Origin of the sequence: Paraburkholderia oxyphila NBRC 105797 (assembly GCF_000685075.1) — a bacterium.
GTDB lineage: Bacteria > Pseudomonadota > Gammaproteobacteria > Burkholderiales > Burkholderiaceae > Paraburkholderia > Paraburkholderia oxyphila.
The window spans coordinates 120,947-137,988 of record NZ_BAYD01000010.1; the positions used below are offsets into that span (position 1 = coordinate 120,947).

At 64.8% G+C, this 17,042-nt stretch carries 16 protein-coding genes; 9 read left to right on the forward strand and 7 right to left on the reverse strand.

Features of this window, described 5'->3' with window-relative positions; translation table 11 throughout:
- Positions 1-235 precede the first annotated feature (235 nt).
- The 5 genes from BO1_RS09410 to BO1_RS09430 all read left to right on the forward strand — a co-directional run bounded on the left by BO1_RS09410 (position 236) and on the right by BO1_RS09430 (position 6,514).
- Positions 236-1,042, forward strand: a complete 807-nt coding sequence (locus tag BO1_RS09410; RefSeq protein WP_028217339.1) for an acetoacetate decarboxylase family protein — start codon at positions 236-238, stop codon at positions 1,040-1,042.
- A 33-nt stretch (positions 1,043-1,075) separates the two neighbouring features.
- Positions 1,076-1,450 carry a tautomerase family protein gene (locus BO1_RS09415; RefSeq protein ID WP_028217340.1) on the forward strand — a complete coding sequence of 125 codons (375 nt, stop codon included), beginning with the start codon at positions 1,076-1,078 and terminating at the stop codon, positions 1,448-1,450.
- A gap of 48 nt (positions 1,451-1,498) precedes the next feature.
- Positions 1,499-2,341 (forward strand): fumarylacetoacetate hydrolase family protein, encoded by an 843-nt coding sequence (locus BO1_RS09420; protein WP_028217341.1) that lies wholly within the window; start codon positions 1,499-1,501, stop codon positions 2,339-2,341.
- A gap of 344 nt (positions 2,342-2,685) precedes the next feature.
- Positions 2,686-5,625 (forward strand): FAD-binding and (Fe-S)-binding domain-containing protein, encoded by a 2,940-nt coding sequence (locus BO1_RS09425; protein WP_028217342.1) that lies wholly within the window; start codon positions 2,686-2,688, stop codon positions 5,623-5,625.
- A 10-nt stretch (positions 5,626-5,635) separates the two neighbouring features.
- A complete protein-coding gene (locus BO1_RS09430; RefSeq protein ID WP_028217343.1) occupies positions 5,636-6,514 on the forward strand; it encodes a LysR substrate-binding domain-containing protein in 879 nt (292 codons plus the stop codon).
- A gap of 8 nt (positions 6,515-6,522) precedes the next feature.
- On the opposite strand, the gene BO1_RS09435 is transcribed toward BO1_RS09430, so the two are convergent.
- Entirely contained in the window at positions 6,523-7,398 is an 876-nt protein-coding gene (locus BO1_RS09435) for a hypothetical protein (RefSeq protein ID WP_028217344.1), read from the reverse strand.
- Positions 7,399-7,592: 194 nt separating this feature from the next.
- On the opposite strand from BO1_RS09435, the gene BO1_RS09440 reads away from it, so the two are divergent.
- A complete protein-coding gene (locus tag BO1_RS09440; RefSeq protein ID WP_028217345.1) occupies positions 7,593-8,429 on the forward strand; it encodes a c-type cytochrome in 837 nt (278 codons plus the stop codon).
- 4 nt (positions 8,430-8,433) lie between these two features.
- Here the strand turns inward: BO1_RS09440 and BO1_RS50340 are convergent, their stop codons facing one another.
- Entirely contained in the window at positions 8,434-9,417 is a 984-nt protein-coding gene (locus BO1_RS50340) for a LysR family transcriptional regulator (RefSeq protein WP_043284280.1), read from the reverse strand.
- Positions 9,418-9,498: 81 nt separating this feature from the next.
- On the opposite strand from BO1_RS50340, the gene BO1_RS09450 reads away from it, so the two are divergent.
- Entirely contained in the window at positions 9,499-10,335 is an 837-nt protein-coding gene (locus BO1_RS09450; protein ID WP_028217346.1) for a hypothetical protein, read from the forward strand.
- Positions 10,336-10,385: 50 nt separating this feature from the next.
- Positions 10,386-10,889 carry a hypothetical protein gene (locus BO1_RS09455; protein WP_028217347.1) on the forward strand — a complete coding sequence of 168 codons (504 nt, stop codon included), beginning with the start codon at positions 10,386-10,388 and terminating at the stop codon, positions 10,887-10,889.
- 28 nt (positions 10,890-10,917) lie between these two features.
- Here the strand turns inward: BO1_RS09455 and BO1_RS09460 are convergent, their stop codons facing one another.
- The 3 genes from BO1_RS09460 to BO1_RS09470 form a co-directional block, all read right to left on the reverse strand.
- Entirely contained in the window at positions 10,918-12,102 is a 1,185-nt protein-coding gene (locus BO1_RS09460; protein WP_043284281.1) for a porin, read from the reverse strand.
- A 102-nt stretch (positions 12,103-12,204) separates the two neighbouring features.
- On the reverse strand, positions 12,205-12,993 hold the full coding sequence (locus tag BO1_RS09465; RefSeq protein ID WP_028217349.1) for an ABC transporter substrate-binding protein: 789 nt from the start codon (positions 12,991-12,993) through the stop codon (positions 12,205-12,207).
- A 52-nt stretch (positions 12,994-13,045) separates the two neighbouring features.
- Positions 13,046-14,215 (reverse strand): M20 aminoacylase family protein, encoded by a 1,170-nt coding sequence (locus BO1_RS09470; RefSeq protein WP_028217350.1) that lies wholly within the window; start codon positions 14,213-14,215, stop codon positions 13,046-13,048.
- A gap of 160 nt (positions 14,216-14,375) precedes the next feature.
- Between BO1_RS09470 and BO1_RS09475 the strand changes: the two genes are divergently transcribed.
- Positions 14,376-15,329 carry a LysR substrate-binding domain-containing protein gene (locus BO1_RS09475; RefSeq protein WP_028217351.1) on the forward strand — a complete coding sequence of 318 codons (954 nt, stop codon included), beginning with the start codon at positions 14,376-14,378 and terminating at the stop codon, positions 15,327-15,329.
- 31 nt (positions 15,330-15,360) lie between these two features.
- On the opposite strand, the gene BO1_RS09480 is transcribed toward BO1_RS09475, so the two are convergent.
- On the reverse strand, positions 15,361-15,678 hold the full coding sequence (locus BO1_RS09480; RefSeq protein ID WP_028217352.1) for an AtuA-related protein: 318 nt from the start codon (positions 15,676-15,678) through the stop codon (positions 15,361-15,363).
- A complete protein-coding gene (locus BO1_RS09485; protein ID WP_028217353.1) occupies positions 15,665-17,038 on the reverse strand; it encodes an acyclic terpene utilization AtuA family protein in 1,374 nt (457 codons plus the stop codon). Before BO1_RS09485 ends, BO1_RS09480 begins: the two co-directional genes overlap by 14 nt.
- Between the last annotated feature and the right edge of the window lie 4 nt (positions 17,039-17,042).

The following is a 17,042-nucleotide window of genomic DNA, read 5'->3' on the forward strand; positions in this document are numbered from 1 at the left end:
CCACCGTTTTGTCCAGAAATTCGCCATTGGCGAAATTTCGCCACATCCGTGGATGGGTTATTCATAAAATTCAGTCACTTATGTCTGGCCCGGAAATTGCTGAGGTTATCAGCAGGGACGCTGATCAGGGCGACAGCGGATAGGCAACGTCAGTGAAGGCAGCACGGCAGCAGCACGATGGTCGCCAGTCAGGTCTCGTTTGTGCAAACCGTCAGCCAACGAAGGAGCACCCGCGATGACCCTCAAAGGATTTTCGGTTCCGCTCACACCGCAAGGTCAATCCACATTGGCGACCTTGCCGCCATGGCACTACTCCAGTGATTGTCTGGCCATCGAATACTGGACCGATCCGCGAGCGATCGCGGCGCTGTTGCCACCCGGGCTGAAGCCAGATGAAACATCGGCTGGCCGCGCGTTTTTCTGGTTTCTCGATTGGCAGTTCACTGGCTCCAACGATGAATTGACCGACCCGGCCCGCTATCAGTACCGCGAGGCATTCGTGCTGGTCGAAGCGACGTATGACGGGAGGCCGGTCAATTACTGTCCCTTCATCTTTGTCGACAACGATGCCGCGATCGCGCGCGGTTGGGCGCAGGGCTTTCCGAAGAAACTGGGCAGGGTCTACCAGACTCGGAGCTTTTCCGCGCCGAGCCCGGCTGCGGCGCCGCTGGCCAAAGGCAGCCGGTTCGGGGCAAGCGTGGCGGCACACGACGAACGCCTGGCAACTGCACGCATCCAGCTCGAGGAACAGATCGCGGACCCGTCCAGGGTCTTCAATCGCCCGACGACGATGCGCCGATATTTTCCCCAGCTTGCTGCCGATCGCCAGGACCGGCCGCCGGTCGACGAGTTGACGATGTCGTTGACCGATAACCTCGCGATCGTCGATGTCTGGGGTGGGACGGCGGAGTTGTCGATTCCCGAGGTGCGGGGCGAAGACTTGCACCAGCTTGCGCCGGTCCGCGTCGGCCGTGGTTATAGGCTCGGGATGGCGTACTCCGTCACGGATCTGCAGATCCTGCAGAACTATGCGGACATCTGAAATGGCGACGACCGTTGCGCCAGGGAGCAAGCGATGCCGCTCTATACACTGACAACCCAGACCGGTGTTCTCGATGATGAAGCCAAGGCAAGGCTGGCCGGGGAGCTGGCGACTTTTCATGCGAACTACGCGGGCGTGCCGAAGGAGTGGGTGCAGGTGGTATTTCATGAGTACGCGCGCGGCAGTGGTTTCTCGGCCGGAAAGCCCTCGGCGCTTGCCTCATTGATATTGCTGATCCGCACGGGGCGCTCGGAAGAATACAAGCGCGAGATGGTGCAGCGCCTGTGGGACATGATGCAAGCCGCTACCGGGGCGCCCGACGATCAGCTTGTCATCGGCATCCACGAGGTACCGCCGAGTCAGGCGATGGAAATGGGTCGGACGATGCCTGACGTCGAAGGTGCCTAGTTCCCAGGCCACGGTCTGGCGATTCACTTTCTCATGAAAGGTGTTCCCATGAAGCTGCTTCGCTATGGCCCGGTCGGTGCTGAACTTCCGGGCGTGCTCGATTCACAGGGTCATGTGCGGGCCCTGCGTCCCATCGTTCGCGACATCGACGCCGACGTTCTGTCTTCCGATGGGATTCGTTTTCTTCAGGCACTTGACCTGGAAAAACTGCCGCTGGTGCGTCAGGTGACCCGGCTCGGCTGTCCTGTTGCGACCGTGCGGGAGATCATCGCGGTAGGTCTGAACTATCGCGATCATGCGCAGGAGGCCGAGCTACCGATTCCAGCCGAGCCTTTGATCTTCCACAAATCGGCATCGTCGATCAGCGGGCCTGACGACGACATTGTGCTGCCGTCCGGCTCGCAAAAAACGGATTGGGAGATCGAATTCGGCATTGTGATCGGGACCACCGCACGCAAGATCAGCAAAGAAGAGGCGCACGCCTTCATCGCGGGGTATGTCCTCCTCAATGACGTTTCTGAACGTGAGTGGCAATTGGAGCGCGGCGGACAGTTCGGAAAAGGCAAGAGTTTCGACACATTCACGCCAATAGGCCCGTGGCTGGTGACCTGTGATGAGTTGGTACCGCAAAACATTGAACTCTTGCTGAGCGTAAACGGCACATCAAAGCAGCACGGCAATACGTCGAACCTGATTTTTGGCGTTGACGAAGTCGTGAGTCATATTAGCCAATTCATGACACTCAAGCCCGGCGACCTGATCGCCACGGGTACGCCGGCGGGCGTAGGCGGTGGCGCCAGGCCTCCTCGGTTCCTCCGCGCGGGCGATATTGTGGAAATGTCAGCGACAGGGCTCGGCTCGCAACGACATAAGGTAACAAGCGGCGCGTAGCGACAGCGAATCATCGCGCGCAATGGAACAGAGGGGAGCCCAGCGAACAGCTCGCGACGCCACTCCCCCACATTCAGGCATCCTCTCAATCTGCTATCGAACGAATGACCCTCGCGGGATTTCCGGCGGCAAGCGTATTCGAGGGAACGTCCCTGGTGATGAACCCGCCCTTTCTGTCGATTCACTGACGCCGACCGCCCTTCCCTCGCGCGCATCGTCCAGCCTATCCGCAATTGTTCGATTTCTTGCAGTCCTCAAGTCCGCCCGGCGGTAACTTTCTCGACTTGCACGCCCAATGCATGGGTGTGACGGCATCGGCAAATCGATCAGACCCCAGGCTCGACATGAAAAAGCTGTTCTCCGTGGACCCCACCCGAATTGGCCGCCCCGAGGGCGCGGCCGCCAGCGACGCCGTACCCGAAGCGCTGCTCAACGGGACGCCCGCCGCGTTGAAAACCGCGCTGGAAAGCCTGCTGGGGCCCGGGCGCGTGCTTCACCGGGTAGTCGATCTCGTGCGCTATGCGTCGGACGCGAGCCCGTACCGGCTCATCCCTCAAGTGGTCGTCGAAGCGCACGACGCCGGAGACATCGCGAAGCTGCTGAAATTCTGCGGCGAGACGGGACGCCACGCCACCTTCCGTGCGGGCGGCACGAGCTTGAATGGGCAGGCGCAGTCCGACGAGATCCTGATCGACGTGCGCAAGCATTTCGCCGGCATCGTCTCGATCGACAAGGGCGGCGTGAGGCTCAAGGCGCGCACGGGCACCCTGCTCGCGCATGCGAACGTGCATCTCTCGTGCTTCGGGCGCAAGCTGGGCCCCGATCCCGCCAGCGCCAACGTCTGCACGCTGGGTGGCGTCGTGAGCAACAATTCGGGCGGCATGCGCTGCCGCGTGAGCCAGGACGCCTATCACACAGTGAGCGCGATGCGCTTCGTGCTGCCCTCCGGCACGCAAATCGACACGGCGAGCGCCGACGCGGAAGACCAGTTCGCGCAGCACGAGCCCGAGCTTGCCGCCGGCCTGATGCAGTTGAAAGCGGAAATCATGGCCGATCGGGCGTTCGTCGAACGCATCCGCAAGAAATATTCAATTCGGAATACTCATGGACTCAGGCTCGATGCCTTTCTCGACGGCGACACGCCGCTCGAAATCTTCAGGCGCCTGCTGATCGGATCGGAAGGCACGCTGGGATTCATCGCCGACGTCACGTTCGAAACGGTTCCCAGCACGCCCATAACGAGCGTCGCGTGGCTCGCGTTTCCTTCGATCGACGCCGCCATCGAGCAGGTCCCGGCACTCGTGGCGCTGGGCGCGCAGGCCGTGGAATTGATGGTCGCGCCCGCCTTGCGCGCGGCCGCCGAGGCGTTTCCCGGCACGCCCGAGTACTGGCGCACGCTCGCCCCCGAAGCGGCCGCCCTGCTGGTGGAGCTGGGCACGCAGGAGGCCGCCACGCTCGAGCGCATGGAGGCGCAAGTCGTCGAGCTGTGCGCGACGGCCGGCGTCATCACGCCGCCGTCATTCACGAGCCGCGAGGAAGCGATCGAACTCGCGTGGTTCGTGCGCGAGGGGCTCCTGGGACTCGTGGGCAAGCAGCGGCCCCCAGGCTCGATGCTGATCGTCGAGGACGTCTGCTTTCCGCCCAGCCAGCTCGCGAGCGCCGCGCGCGATTTGCAGGCGCTGCTGCGCAAGCATGGCTTCATCCCGGGCGTGGCGGGTCACGCCGCGCACGGCAATCTGCATTTCACCTTGACCGCGCGGCTCGACGAAGAAGCCGGACGCGCGCAATACGCCCAGTTCATGGACGAACTCGTCGATCTCGTCGTCAACCGGTACGACGGGTCGCTCAAGGCCGAGCACGGCACCGGCCTGAACATGGCGCCCTTCCTCGAGCAGGAATGGGGCGAGCGCGCGACCCGGCTGATGTGGCGAGTCAAGCAACTGGCCGACCCGCGCGGCGTGCTCGCGCCGAACGTGATCCTCACCCGCGACAAGCAGATTCATCTCAAGGGACTCAAGACGCAGCCCGGCATCGAGAGCACGGCCAATGCGAGCCTGTGCATCGAGTGCGGCTTCTGCGAGTCGGTGTGCCCGAGCCGCAATGTCACGATGACGCCGCGCCAGCGCATCGTCGTGAGGCGCGAGATGGCCCGCCAGCCGGAAGGCTCGGCCCTGCTCCGGCAGCTTCAGGAGCAATACCAGTACGACGCCATTCAGACCTGTGCGGGCGACGGCACCTGCGCGCTGCCCTGCCCCATCGAGATCAATACCGGCGAGCTGATGCGCGAGTTCCGTCACGCCACGCAAACAGCGGCATCGGAAAGCGCGGCGCTTTTCGTCGCGCAGCGCTGGGAGGGTGTCGAGCGCGCGAGCAAGCTCGCGCTGCGCGGCGCGCGCTACATGGGCAAGGCGCTGGGCTGGAACGCGGTGCGCGGCGTGGCCGGCACAGCCCGCCTGATCGCCAGCAACGACGTGGTCCCGACCGTGCCCGGACCCATGCCCAAGCCCGCGCGTGCGCTGCCGCTCACCCGCCGCGAACAGGCCGATGCCGTCTACTTCACGGCGTGCGTGAACCGCATGTTCGGCCGCGACCCCGACGCATCCGACGACGCGCCGTCGATTCAGGAGGCGCTCATCGCCGTATCGAAGCGCGCGGGCAAGCAGCTGTGGATCCCCGAAGACATTGCCGGCACCTGCTGTGCCTCGCCGTTCGGCTCGAAGGGGTTCGCATCGGCTCGGCAGCTCATGGTTGAAACGGTGTTCGAGCGTCTCTGGAAGTGGAGCGACGCCGGGCGCCTGCCGATCGTGGTCGACGCCGCGTCATGCACGCACGGCCTGCTCAGCGGCCTGCACGAAGTGCTGTCGCCCGACATGCGGGCGCAATACGAACAGCTTACGATCATCGATTCCATCGAATGGTGCGCGGGTCTTTTGTCTGAACTGGAAGTCCACGCGCCGCTCGGGAAGATCGTCATCCACCCGACCTGCGCGATGTCGCATCTGAAGCTCACCAAGACGCTCAAGCGCGTGGCGGGCCACATGGCGCGCGAAGTCGACATTCCCGTTGGCGCAACCTGTTGCGGCACGGCCGGCGACCGCGGGCTGCTGCATCCGGAACTGGTCGTCTCGGCCACGCGCGACCAGAAGGCGTATCTTGAGGGGGTTCAGGCCGACGCCTACGTCTGCGCGAACCGGACCTGCGAGATGGGTTTGCGGCACGCCATCGGCCGGCCGTACGAGTCGTTCGTTTTCAGCCTTGAAGCGGCCACCCGAATACCGGGTTGAGGAGATCGTCATGAGCACGGGCTATCAACCTTCCGCTCGCCTGCTCGACCTCGATGCCGTGCAGGCCTTCGTGCTCGTCGCCGATCTCAGCAGCTTCACGCGCGCCGCCGAGGTGCAGGACACGACGCAATCGGCCATCAGCCTGAAAATCAAGCGGCTCGAGGAGCGGCTCGGCAAGCGCCTGCTGGAGCGCACGCCCCGGCACATTCAGTTGCTGCCCGAAGGCGTGGCCTTTCTCTCGGCCGCGCGCGAGCTGCTGAGCGCCCACGACCGCGCGCTGGCCATCGACGTGCGCGAGCAGCGCAGCCTGCGTCTTGGCATCATCGATCACACCGCCGTCGACGAGCTGATCCCGCTGCTCGCGCGCGTCTCGAGTCACGACCCCACGTTGCGCGTCGAGGTCAAGATTGGCGCGTCGAACCAGATGCTCGAGGCCTACGACGCGGGCGAACTCGACGCCGCGTTCGCCCGGCGCGACCCGGCGCGGCGCGACGCCCAGCGCCTCTTCGTCGAGCATTGCGGCTGGTTTGCCGCGCCTCAATGGCAGCACAATCCCAATGAACCGCTGCGCATCGCTTCGCTTTCTGCACCGTGTGGAGTCCGAACCAATGCGTTGAAAGCGCTCGACGAAGCCGGCATCAAATGGACCGAGGTCTTCGTGGGCGGCGGCATCGGCACCGTTGGCGCGGCGGTCATGGCGGGACTCGCGGTCGCGCCGATGACGCGGCGCGGGCGTCCGCCGCGCGCCGTGGACGTGGGCAACCGCTTCGGACTGCCGCCGCTCGCGCCGATCGAGATCGCCGTGTATACGCGCGTGCGGGACCCGGCCACGCAGGAAGCCATCCGCATCTTCGGCGCCGCACTGCGCAACGCGAACGCCGCGCCCTGACGCCCAGGCTAGAACACGCCGCTGCGCGTGTCGCCGCCGCTGCGGTAGTCGCGGTTGCTCTGGTCGGGATTCCGGTTCACCAACGGCCGCGCATAGAGCGGATGGCGCAGGCTGCGCACCTCGTGTTCGAGCGTGAAGCAGTGCGCTCCGCTCACGGGATCGACGATGTTTGCAAAGCGATATTGATGGGCTTCCTCGCCATACGTCAGCCCGCGCTGAGCCAGCCGCGCATGGGGTTCGGAAAAATTGGCGACGTAAATCTGGATATGGTGGCCGTCGTACTCGGGAATCGCCGCGCGCGTTTCCGCGAAGACCAGTTGCTGATGCGTTCCGATGGCGATAACCGCCTGCTGCAAGCCATCGCCCTCGCGGACTTCGGCGGGCACATCGAACACCTCGCGGTAAAAGGCGGCAATCGATCCCGCGCAGCCGGCCGGGACATCGAGATGCACATAAGCGATGCCGAGATCGATGCCCGACCACGGCGCTTTCCCCCGCGAAACATCGGGTTCGAGACAGTCGTAGCGGTTCCCCCATGGACACGTCAGCTCTACCCGGTCGGCGCGCTCCTTCCATCCGAATGCGGTCCCATCGAGCAGCGGCTCGACTGAGCACAGTCGTGCAAGCAGCGACTGGCGCGCTCCCACGACCAGCCCGACGTGTCCACGCAGGCGCTGCGCTGTGCCTTGCGGGAGGTGAATCTGTGAGCGGCCCACATTGATCCACATATTGGTCACGCCGGTCATCAGATAGGGATCGCGCGTGAGTCCCAGCCCACTGACGTAGAACGCAGTCGCAAGACGCTGATCCGGTATCGTGAGGTTGACGTGCTCGAGCAGCACGAGGTTGCCCGTGTCCTCAAGAGCGTACTCGGAACGTTCCATGTTTGGCCTTCGGGGGATGTCGCGCGTTGAGTAGCACAATCGCAACGAAAACGCGTGACATGGCTATTATGATGCTGCCTTGGGCCACACGTATTCCGTTAGCTTCGCGAGAATATTAGCAAATGTCCCGCTTTATCGGCCGGTCTGGCCACGCTATTGCCGGACGACGCCAAGCCGCTTTCCATGGAGAACACATGTCGAAACGCATCTTGCTGGTGGTTCTGCTGCTGACGATAGGCCTTGCCGGACGTTGTGCGGCCGCGCAGCCCACGATGGAACTCACGATAGCCGGCAAGACCCAGTCGTTTAGCCAAAGTGCATTGCTGGGGCGCGCCGATGCCACCGAGATTCACGTCCCGCGCGATGTCGCCTACGGTACGGCGACGACCTACCGCGCCGTGCCGCTGGCCGACCTGCTCGACGGCGCGGCGATACCCGCGGACAGCGTGCTCGAGGCGCGCGCGACCGACGGCTTCGCCGCGCAACTGCCAATGGACCTCGTCCGCAACCGCGATCCCGCAACGGCCGTCGCATGGCTCGCCGTGGAAGATCCGGCGCGGCCATGGCCGGCGCTGCCGGGCAAGAAGGTCAGCGCGGGACCGTTCTACCTGGTCTGGATCGGCAAGCAAGCGGCATCGGTGCGCAGCGAGCAGTGGCCTTACCAGATCGCTCGGCTTGCCACGCAGCCGTCGCCTTCCGCGCGCTGGCCGGCGCTCGCCGTCGATGCGTCGCTGCCCGCAACCGATCCCATCCGCGCGGGCCAAAGCCTGTTCATCACCCAGTGTCTCGCCTGCCACCGGCTCAACCACGCGGGCAGCGCGAATACCGGCCCCGACCTCAACGTGCCGATGAATCCAGTCGAGTACTTCCAGCCCGCCGCATTGCGCCGCTACATCCGCAATCCGGCGTCGGTGCGAGACTGGCCCGGCCGGACCATGCCCGCCTTCCCGCCCGACCAGCTCAGCGACCGCGAGATCACGTTGATCATCGATTATCTGGCGTACATGGCGCATCGCAAGACCGGGCTGTGAGCGTTCAGCCGCCTTTGCGCGATCCGGCGCGCTTCGCGGCAACGCCCGCCTGAACCTTGCCATCGCCTGCGGTGCGGCTCTTCACGTGATCGATGAACGCGCGCAGCTTCGGCATGATCTGCCGGCGCCCCGGATAGCAGAGAAACACGCCCGGCATCGTCGGCGCGTACGCCTGAAGCACGGGCACCAGCTTGCCCGCTTTCAGCGCGCCCGCGGCCAGCGGCTCAGGGACCTGCGCAAGGCCCAGGCCTTCTATCGCCGCGCCAAGCATGGTGGGAAAGTCGCTGGCGATGAGCGGGCCGGATACGGCGATCTCGATCGCGTTGCCGCCGTCGTGGTCCTTATCGTTGAACGACCATAGCGCGAGCGCGCCGCTGGAGCGCCGCCAGCGCAGGCAGGCATGCTCGCGCAGATCGTCCGGATGCGTGGGCCTTCCGCGCTCCGCCATATAGGCAGGACTCCCAACCACGACGAGATGAAACGGCGGTGTCATCGGCACGGCAATCATGTCGGCTTCCACGAACTGGCCCAGCCGGATGCCGGCATCGAATCCTTCCGCCGCAAGATCGACCAGCTCCTTGCTAGCGGCAATCTCCACCTCGACCTCGGGATAAGCCTTGCAAAACGACGCGATCAGCGGCTCCAGCAGGATCGGCACGATCGCGCGCGGCACCGAAAGACGCAGCAACCCGGCGGGCCGCTGACCGAGTCCGCGCGCCACCTCGCTGGCTGCAACGAGCTCCTCGAAAGCGGGCTTCGCGCGCGAAAGAAACCGCTCGCCGGCTTCGGTCAGGCCGACGCTGCGCGTGGTGCGTGTGAAGAGCGCAGCGCCAATGCGCTCTTCGAGCACGCGCACGGCCTGGCTGATGGCCGACGGCGTCACCCCGAGCTCCGCCGCGGCCTTGCGAAAGCTGCGATGCCTCGCAACGCTCAGGAATGCCTCCACGCCATCGAGTGCGCCCTGCCTGACTGTGAAGTTCTGCTTCATAGCCCGTCAACATTGTGATGAATAGTCGCTCACGCAGATCGATGGTACACCTGGCACCAGCATTCATGAGGAGCACCACTGATGAACGCCTCCCCCATTTTCGCTGGCACGGTCGCGCCGCGCCCCGCCTGGCGCATCCTGCTGTGGCTCGCGCCGTTGACGCTGCTGTGGATTGCATTGATCTACTGGCAGCCCATCATTCCGGCCAGCGGCTTTCAAACCACGGCGCACCAGCTGATCGCCCAGGTATTCATCGCACTCGGCTTGTGGCTCGGCCTCGAACGCACCGACCTCACGCCGCGCCAACGCCTCACGACCTGGCTTGCGATCCTGATCCCGCACACGCTTTGGTTCGCAATCGTCTGGAGCGCGGCGATCCATGGCGCGTTTCGCCTGAACGCCGTCCCACCTCTGCTGCCGTTATTGCCGATGGCGATCTTCCTGCCGGTCATCATCGGCGTGCCGCTGTTGCTGTTCTCGAAGCGGGTGGGCAAGGTGCTCGACGCGATGCCCGCGGCTTGGCTCGTCGGGCTGCAGTTTTACCGGGTGTTCGGCAGCTGGGCGCTCGCGGCCTGGCTGCATGGCGAGTTGCCCGGCGTGTTCGCGTTGCCGGCTGGAACGGGCGACCTGCTGACCGGCCTGTTCGCCGCGCCCGTGGCCATCGCGCTCGCGAGCGGCACGGCGCAAGGCCGCAGGGCGGCGCTCGCCTGGAACCTCTTGGGCCTCGCCGATTTTGCTGTCGCAATCACTTTGGGGCTGGTTACCGCGCCGGGCCGGTTCCAGCTGATCGTTCCGGCGGTGCCGGGCATTAACGCCGGCGTTTATCCGTATGTGCTGACCCCGGCCTTTGTGGTGCCAGGCTCGATCCTGCTGCACGCGCTTTCGCTGCGCCAGTTGATCCGCCGTCGCGCGCACTGATCCCTTTCCTTTTTCGTTCATACGCCTGGCGACGCCAGACAGGAGGTGACATGACTACGCAGCTTCTCTTCCAGTTGCATCTCGTTCTGGGCTACGTTGCCTGGCTGCTGTGCTTTGGGGCTTACATCTGGCCAAAGCTCAAGTCGATGGACCCGTTCGACGCGCAACGCGCGATCGCCACCCTGCACAGCTTCCGGTTCTTCGGGCTGGTCTTCATCCTGCCCGGCGTCGTCAGTCCCGAGCTGCCCGCCAGCTTCGCCGCGTTCGCCGCCTGGGGCGACTTCGCAACGGGCGTGCTGGCGATACTGGCGCTGCTCACGGCACGCGTACGGGCGGTTTTCTGGTTGTTCGTCGTAGCCTTCAATGTTGCGGGCACAACCGATCTCCTGCTCGACTACTACCACGCGATCCAGGTCGGCCTTCCCGCTCGTGCGGGAGAGCTGGGCACCGCGTACGCGATTCCGGTCATCTACGTGCCGCTGCTGATGATTACGCACGTTACGGCCTTCTATCTGCTGCTGCGCCCGCAGCCCAGCAGGGTGCCGAGCTATTGAGGCGCGCGCAGCAGACAGGCGCGCCTCATCAGAAGGTATGGCGAAGCGCAGCGCGCACGACCAGTTGCCGCGACGTCGACGAAAGGTCCTGCGCGCCGGGCACATAGGCGCGGTCGAGTGACGAGCCCGTTGCGTCGCCGGTCACGAGCTGATAGACCCCTTGCAAGTAGACGTCCGTGCGCTTCGACAAGTTGTAGTCGGCCATCAGACCGAACATGTGGATGCCCGGCTTCACCGAGCCCGTTGTCGCCTCATAACGTTCGAGCGTATAGGTGTACGCCGCGCCCACGAAGAAGGCGGGCGTGAACTGGTACTTACCGTTGAGCTCGAAGTTCTGATACTTCAGCGCGTTGAGCGTGCCGCCCGCCAGCGCACCGGTGACCGGCTGGATCGTTTCCGTGCCGCTCAGATAGCCGACATTCGCCGTGGGGTGATCGATCTGCGTGTTCGTGTACGCGAAGCCAATAGTCGCCGAGCCGACTGTGTAGTTGACGCCCGCCCCGAAGATCTGCAGCGTGGACGAAACAAAATTGCCGTCCGGGCCGAGCGACCCGCCTGCGCCTGCGATGGCGCCGCCCGAGTTCATGGCCGGATTGTCGGCTCTGAGGTAAGCGGCGGCAAGGAGCCAGCCGCCAGCCGTGTATTGCGCGCCAGCGCTGATCGCCCGGTTATTCGCGAACCCCGTGTCGTTGCTGAAGCTATACGTGCCGCCAAACGAGAAGCCCCCGAGCGTCGGGCTCGCGTATTTGACCGTGTTGTTCAAGCGGAACGTGTTGTCCGTATTGTCGTTGTCATAGGGGTGCGAGAACAGGTAGCCGCCCCAGTTCCCGTTCGCCGTGGTCTGTGCCAGATAGTCGACCACGGAATCGTACTGGCGGCCCAACGTGAGCGTGCCGTAGCGCTCGCTGGCGATACCCACGAACGCCTGGCGGCCGAACATGCGCCCTCCCTGCGCAAGCGCGCCATTGCCGGCGTTGAAGCCGTTTTCGAGCTGAAAGACGGTGCTCAGGCCGCCCCCCAGGTCTTCCGTGCCCTTCAAGCCCCAACGGCTCCCTTGCGCGTAGCCGCTCGTCATTTCATAGACCTGGTGGCCGCCCACGTTGTTGGTGAAATCGATCCCCTCGTCGATCACGCCATAGAGCGTCACCGAGTTCTGCGCGAATACGGGCATGGCCACGCCGCACAGCAAGGCCGCCGATACAATCTTTCTCATTGGATTTCCATTATTCAGGGTTACTAACTACACCGCAGGCCATTCGTCGAACTGGACTCACCGCCTGCGGGCCGGTCTCTCGCGCGTACGCGCTTCGCTCCGTTACTTCGTGCCGTAAATGTCGAAGTCGAAATACTTCTTGTTGATGCGCGCGTAAGTGCCGTTGGCGAGAATCTCGGCGAGCGCCTGATTGAATGCGTCGCGCAGCTCCACGTCCTGCTTGCGCAGACCGAGGCCGTCGCCCTGGCCGAAATACTTCGGGTCGTCCATGGCCGGCCCCGCGAACTCGAAGTCCTTACCCTCAGGCTTCTTCAGAAAGCCGTCACTGGCTTCAATGGAGGCCTGGAACGCGGCATCGATGCGTCCGGAAACCAGATCGGCGTAGACCTGGTCCTGGTTCTGGTAGGCGACGATCTCCACGCCGTTTGGCTGCCACTTGGCGCGTGCGTAGTCTTCCTGACTCGTGCCCTGCTCGACGCCCACGCGCTTGCCCTTGAGCGATGCGGGGTCAGGCAGCAGCGAGGAGCCGCGGCGCACCACGAGGCGCGCGGGCGCATTCGAAATCTTGTTCGAGAACGCAATCTGCTCCATGCGCTTCGGCGTGATCGTCATGGACGACGAGATCACGTCGAACTTGCGTGCGAGCAGGCCCGGAATCATGCCGTCGAAACTGGTCTCCACCCATACGCACTTCGCATGCATCTGCGCGCACAGCGCGTTCGCGATGTCGACGCCAAATCCCGTCAGCTTGCCGTCCGGCGTCTTGTACTCGAGCGGCGGATAGGTCGGGTCGACCGCCAGCCGGATTTCCTTGCCGCTGAAGTCCGCCGCGTGTGCGGAGGCCGCCATGGCCACGCAAGCCAGCGACCATGCCATTGTCCACTTCTTCATTGATGTCTCTCCTGTTGTCGATGTAATGCCGTGGTCAAACCTTGTATGACATTCATTGCAGGGCGCGCTGCGCAAGCCTGACCCAAAAGCTCGCGCCGATCGCAAGAATGTCGTCGTTGAAATCGTATTCGGGGTGATGCAGCCCACAACCGCCCTGGGTGTCGCCGTTGCCGATCGACAGATAGCTACCCGGGCAACGTTCCAGCATGCAGGCGAAATCCTCGCTGGCCATGAGCGGGTGCAGGTTCTCGATCAGCGCCTGCGCGCCGCCGTGGTCCAACGCCACCTGCCGCGCGAACTCGGTCTCGCCAGCGTGATTCACGAGCACGGGGTAAGTGTGCTGGTAGTCGATCTCCACCTGCGCGCCGTAGCTGGCCGCCTGCCCGCGCGCGATCTCGCCAATGCGCTTTTCCAGCAACGCTCGGACTTCCGGTGAGAGCGCACGCACGCTCAACAGCAGGTCTGCGTGGGGCGCAATCACGTTGGACGCGGTGCCGGCGTGAATGGCGCCGACGGTGACGACCGCCGGCTCCCGGGGATCGACGTTGCGCGCGACGATGCTCTGCAACGCCATGACGATCGACGCACAGACGACAACCGGGTCGATCGTCTGCTGCGGCGACGCCCCATGGCCGCCCCGTCCGACCACGCGGATCGTCACCTCGTCGGCCGACGCCATGAAAGGCCCGCTCCGGAACCCGAGGCGCCCGGCGGGAAGCCCGGGCACGTTGTGCATGGCAAACACGGCATCGCACGGGAAGCGCTCGAAGAGGCCGTCCTCGATCATTTTGCGCGCGCCGCCCAAGCCCTCTTCGGCGGGCTGGAAAATCAGGTTCAAGGTCCCTTGCCAGTCCGTGCGTTGCGCGAGGCAGCGCGCCGCCGCGAGCAGCATCGCCGTGTGGCCGTCATGCCCGCACGCGTGCATGACCCCTTCGGTTCGGCTGGCGTAAGGCAATGGAGTGCGTTCCTGGATGGGCAGCGCATCCATGTCGGCACGCAAGCCCAGGCGTCGGCCGCGACCGCGCTCGAGCACCCCGACCACCCCCGTCCCCCCAACGCCGCGCGTCACGTCGTAGCCCCACCCGGCGAGCAGGCTCGCGACCAGCTCACTGGTCGCATGCTCTTGAAAACCGAGCTCAGGATGCGCATGCAGCCGACGGCGAATCTCGATCACTTCGTCCTCGATCGCCGCGATTTCCGGTAGTACCCCTATTTGCTTCACTGTCCCCCCATGCGTTCAGACATATCGGCGCCGTGCCCGTCTTGTACGGGTCACGGCCACAACCCACCATGAAGCGGATCGTATGCAGCGAAAAAGCCGGGGAACAGCCGCGCGTTTGTTATGATGACAACCATTCGTTGTCACCTCCTGGTGTCGGGCCATGAAGCTCCATCAACTCGAAGCGCTTGTGGCGAGCGCGGACGCAGGCAGCATCCGCGGCGCGGCGCGTGCGCTCGGCCTCTCGCAGGCAGCCGTCACGCGGGCACTGCGCGAGCTCGAAGAAGCCGAACGGCTGCCGCTCCTCGTGCGCGCCCCCGAGGGCATCGGTTTCACGGAGCACGGCAAGGTCTTGCTCACGCATGCGCGGCTCGTCCTCAACCAGCTCGAGCACGCGCACAGCGACCTCGAGCGCTTGCGCGGGCGTGTGGAAGGACGACTCATGGTTGGCGTGACGCCGTGGGTGACGCTCACGTTCCTTGCCGAGACCGTGCTGCTGTTTCGCAAGCTGATGCCGGGGATCCGGCTCGAGCTGCTCGAGGGCCTGATGTCGGTGGCCCAGCCGCATCTGCGCGACGGCAGCATGGATTTCGCGATCGGGCAGTGGCAGGCGGCAGCCGGCGTGCAGGAGTTCGCCTGCGAGCCGGTGCTGACCTATGAGTCGTCGGTGATGGTGCGCGCCGGCCACCCGCTCGCCCACGCGCGCTCGCTACACGAGCTCCTCGATCACGACTGGGTGCTCAACTTCGCGCCCGACGGTCAGGCCGGCTTGATCGACTATCTCTTCACGCGCAACGGCGCACGGATCGACGAGCGGCGGATCGTACGCGCACAATCGGTCGCGATGCTGCAGATGATGGTCGAGCACGCCGACATGTGCACCTGGAGCCCAACGGTCCTGTGCCGGGTTCCGCCGTTGCGCGGCAGGCTCCTTCCGCTCGCGCTGCGCGAGCAATTCGAACCCCGACAACTGAGTGTCGTCACCCGTCGCAACAGCACCCTGAGCAATGCCGCGGTCTGTTTCGTCGAGTGCCTGGTGAAGGTGATCCGGCGGCACGCGCGCTCAGCGAAGAAAGACGATCTCGCGCTGTTCGAGACCTTGAAGATGTTGATTTGATCCCTGAGCCGCGCATTGCCGAATCCACGCTTCAGTTTCCGGGCGGATCGTCGACCTCGATATCGAGCAGCGCCGCGCTCATCGATTTGCCGTGCGCATCGAGCGCCAGCGAGCGCGTGACCCCTCCACCGAGCGCGTGACCAAGCACGAAATTGAACGCGCTCAAAAGCGGCAGTTCGTAGCGCACGACATCGCCTTGCACGACGTCCGCGAGATGTGCCTTGACGCGCTCGGGCGTCAGGACGTTGCGCAGATGCTGGAAATGCTTGCTGTCGTAGCAGATCACCGAGACGTTGAGCGTATTGCCCTTGTCGCCGGTACGCCCATGCGCCAGTTCACGCAGCTTCATCGCTAGCCTCCACGAATTCAAAGACGGGTTTTGCCAGTTCGCGCGGCAGCAGGACCGACTGTACGGCCAGCACTTCCCGGGTCGTCTTTGTCACGCCGCCACCGCCAGCCGGCCCGTTGGTGTAGAGCGTTTCAACCTCGTTGCCGATGCGGGCCGCCTCCTTCGCGCTCGACGCACGGCCCGCCACGCGCACGCGGACTTCGTACGGCTCGGCATGGCCTGCCGCAAGCGCATCGCCGTAAAGCGCATTTACACCGATCAAATCGAAGCGCAACTCGCTCGTCTCGACCCCGGTGATCGCGAGGCGTTCGCGCACGATGCCGAGCGCGAGCCGCGCCCGCGCAACCGCCCCCGGCCCGCCGTAGGAGATCTGGCCTTCGCCGATATAGCCATCGACATAGGCGACCGAAACCTTCAGCGTACCGGTGCGTGCCTGGCCGCGCCCGCCGCTCACGCTCACACGGTCCTTCGCCTCCTGCGCGACGCGCACCTGCGTGAAATCCGCCACGACATCCGGCTGGTAATACCGCGCGGGATCGTGCAGCTCGTAAAGCAGTTGCTCCTTGCACGTCTGCTCGCTCACGCAGCCGCCCGCATGCGCCACCTTCGTCACGACAACGGTGCCGTCGGCGCTCACCTCGCCGATCGGAAAGCCGAGGCGCGCGAGATTCGATACGTCCTTGTAGCCGGGGTCGGCGAAGTAGCCGCCCGTCACCTGCCCCGCGCATTCGAGCAAATGCCCGACCACGGTCGCCTGCCCGAGCGTGTTCCAGTCGTCCATGCGCCAGCCGAACTCATGGATCAGCGGGGCCGTGAACAGCGACGGGTCCGCCACGCGCCCCGTCAGCACGATATCGGCGCCGGACGCGAGTGCATCGACGATCGGCGCCGCGCCGAGATACGCGTTCGCCGAAACGATCTGCTCCGCGTAGCCATTCACGTCATCGCCGGATTCTTCGAAGCGCAGGCGCGACTGCAGGACCGCATCGAGCACGTCGTCGCCCGTGACGGCCGCGATCTTCAGGCCGTGCAAGCCGAGCTCACGCGCGATCTGCGCCGTCTTTTGCGCCGCTGCGCGCGGATTGGCTGCGCCCATGTTCGAGATGATGCGTACGCGATGCTTCGCGGCGGCGGGCAGCACGGCGCGCATGCGCGCCTCGAGCAGCGGATCGTAGCCCTGGCCGGGATCGTTGCGGCGCGCCTGCTGCGCGATCGCGATGGTGCGCTCGGCAAGGCACTCGAACACGAGATAGTCCAGCGCGCCGTGCTGCGCCAGTTCGACCGCGGGCTCGATGCGGTCTCCTGAATAACCCGCACCGGCGCCAATGCGCACGCGCTTTTGCGTAGAGATCTGATTCATGACG

Excerpts from the sequence above, each read along its gene's own strand:
- BO1_RS09410 (WP_028217339.1), top strand. The coding sequence starts at position 236 with ATGACCCTCAAAGGATTTTCGGTTCCGCTCACACCGCAAGGTCAATCC.
- BO1_RS09415 (WP_028217340.1), top strand. The coding sequence starts at position 1,076 with ATGCCGCTCTATACACTGACAACCCAGACCGGTGTTCTCGATGATGAA.
- BO1_RS09420 (WP_028217341.1), top strand. The coding sequence starts at position 1,499 with ATGAAGCTGCTTCGCTATGGCCCGGTCGGTGCTGAACTTCCGGGCGTG.
- BO1_RS09425 (WP_028217342.1), top strand. The coding sequence starts at position 2,686 with ATGAAAAAGCTGTTCTCCGTGGACCCCACCCGAATTGGCCGCCCCGAG.
- BO1_RS09430 (WP_028217343.1), top strand. The coding sequence starts at position 5,636 with ATGAGCACGGGCTATCAACCTTCCGCTCGCCTGCTCGACCTCGATGCC.
- BO1_RS09435 (WP_028217344.1), bottom strand. The coding sequence starts at position 7,398 with ATGGAACGTTCCGAGTACGCTCTTGAGGACACGGGCAACCTCGTGCTG.
- BO1_RS09440 (WP_028217345.1), top strand. The coding sequence starts at position 7,593 with ATGTCGAAACGCATCTTGCTGGTGGTTCTGCTGCTGACGATAGGCCTT.
- BO1_RS50340 (WP_043284280.1), bottom strand. The coding sequence starts at position 9,417 with ATGAAGCAGAACTTCACAGTCAGGCAGGGCGCACTCGATGGCGTGGAG.
- BO1_RS09450 (WP_028217346.1), top strand. The coding sequence starts at position 9,499 with ATGAACGCCTCCCCCATTTTCGCTGGCACGGTCGCGCCGCGCCCCGCC.
- BO1_RS09455 (WP_028217347.1), top strand. The coding sequence starts at position 10,386 with ATGACTACGCAGCTTCTCTTCCAGTTGCATCTCGTTCTGGGCTACGTT.
- BO1_RS09460 (WP_043284281.1), bottom strand. The coding sequence starts at position 12,102 with ATGAGAAAGATTGTATCGGCGGCCTTGCTGTGCGGCGTGGCCATGCCC.
- BO1_RS09465 (WP_028217349.1), bottom strand. The coding sequence starts at position 12,993 with ATGAAGAAGTGGACAATGGCATGGTCGCTGGCTTGCGTGGCCATGGCG.
- BO1_RS09475 (WP_028217351.1), top strand. The coding sequence starts at position 14,376 with ATGAAGCTCCATCAACTCGAAGCGCTTGTGGCGAGCGCGGACGCAGGC.
- BO1_RS09480 (WP_028217352.1), bottom strand. The coding sequence starts at position 15,678 with ATGAAGCTGCGTGAACTGGCGCATGGGCGTACCGGCGACAAGGGCAAT.
- BO1_RS09485 (WP_028217353.1), bottom strand. The coding sequence starts at position 17,038 with ATGAATCAGATCTCTACGCAAAAGCGCGTGCGCATTGGCGCCGGTGCG.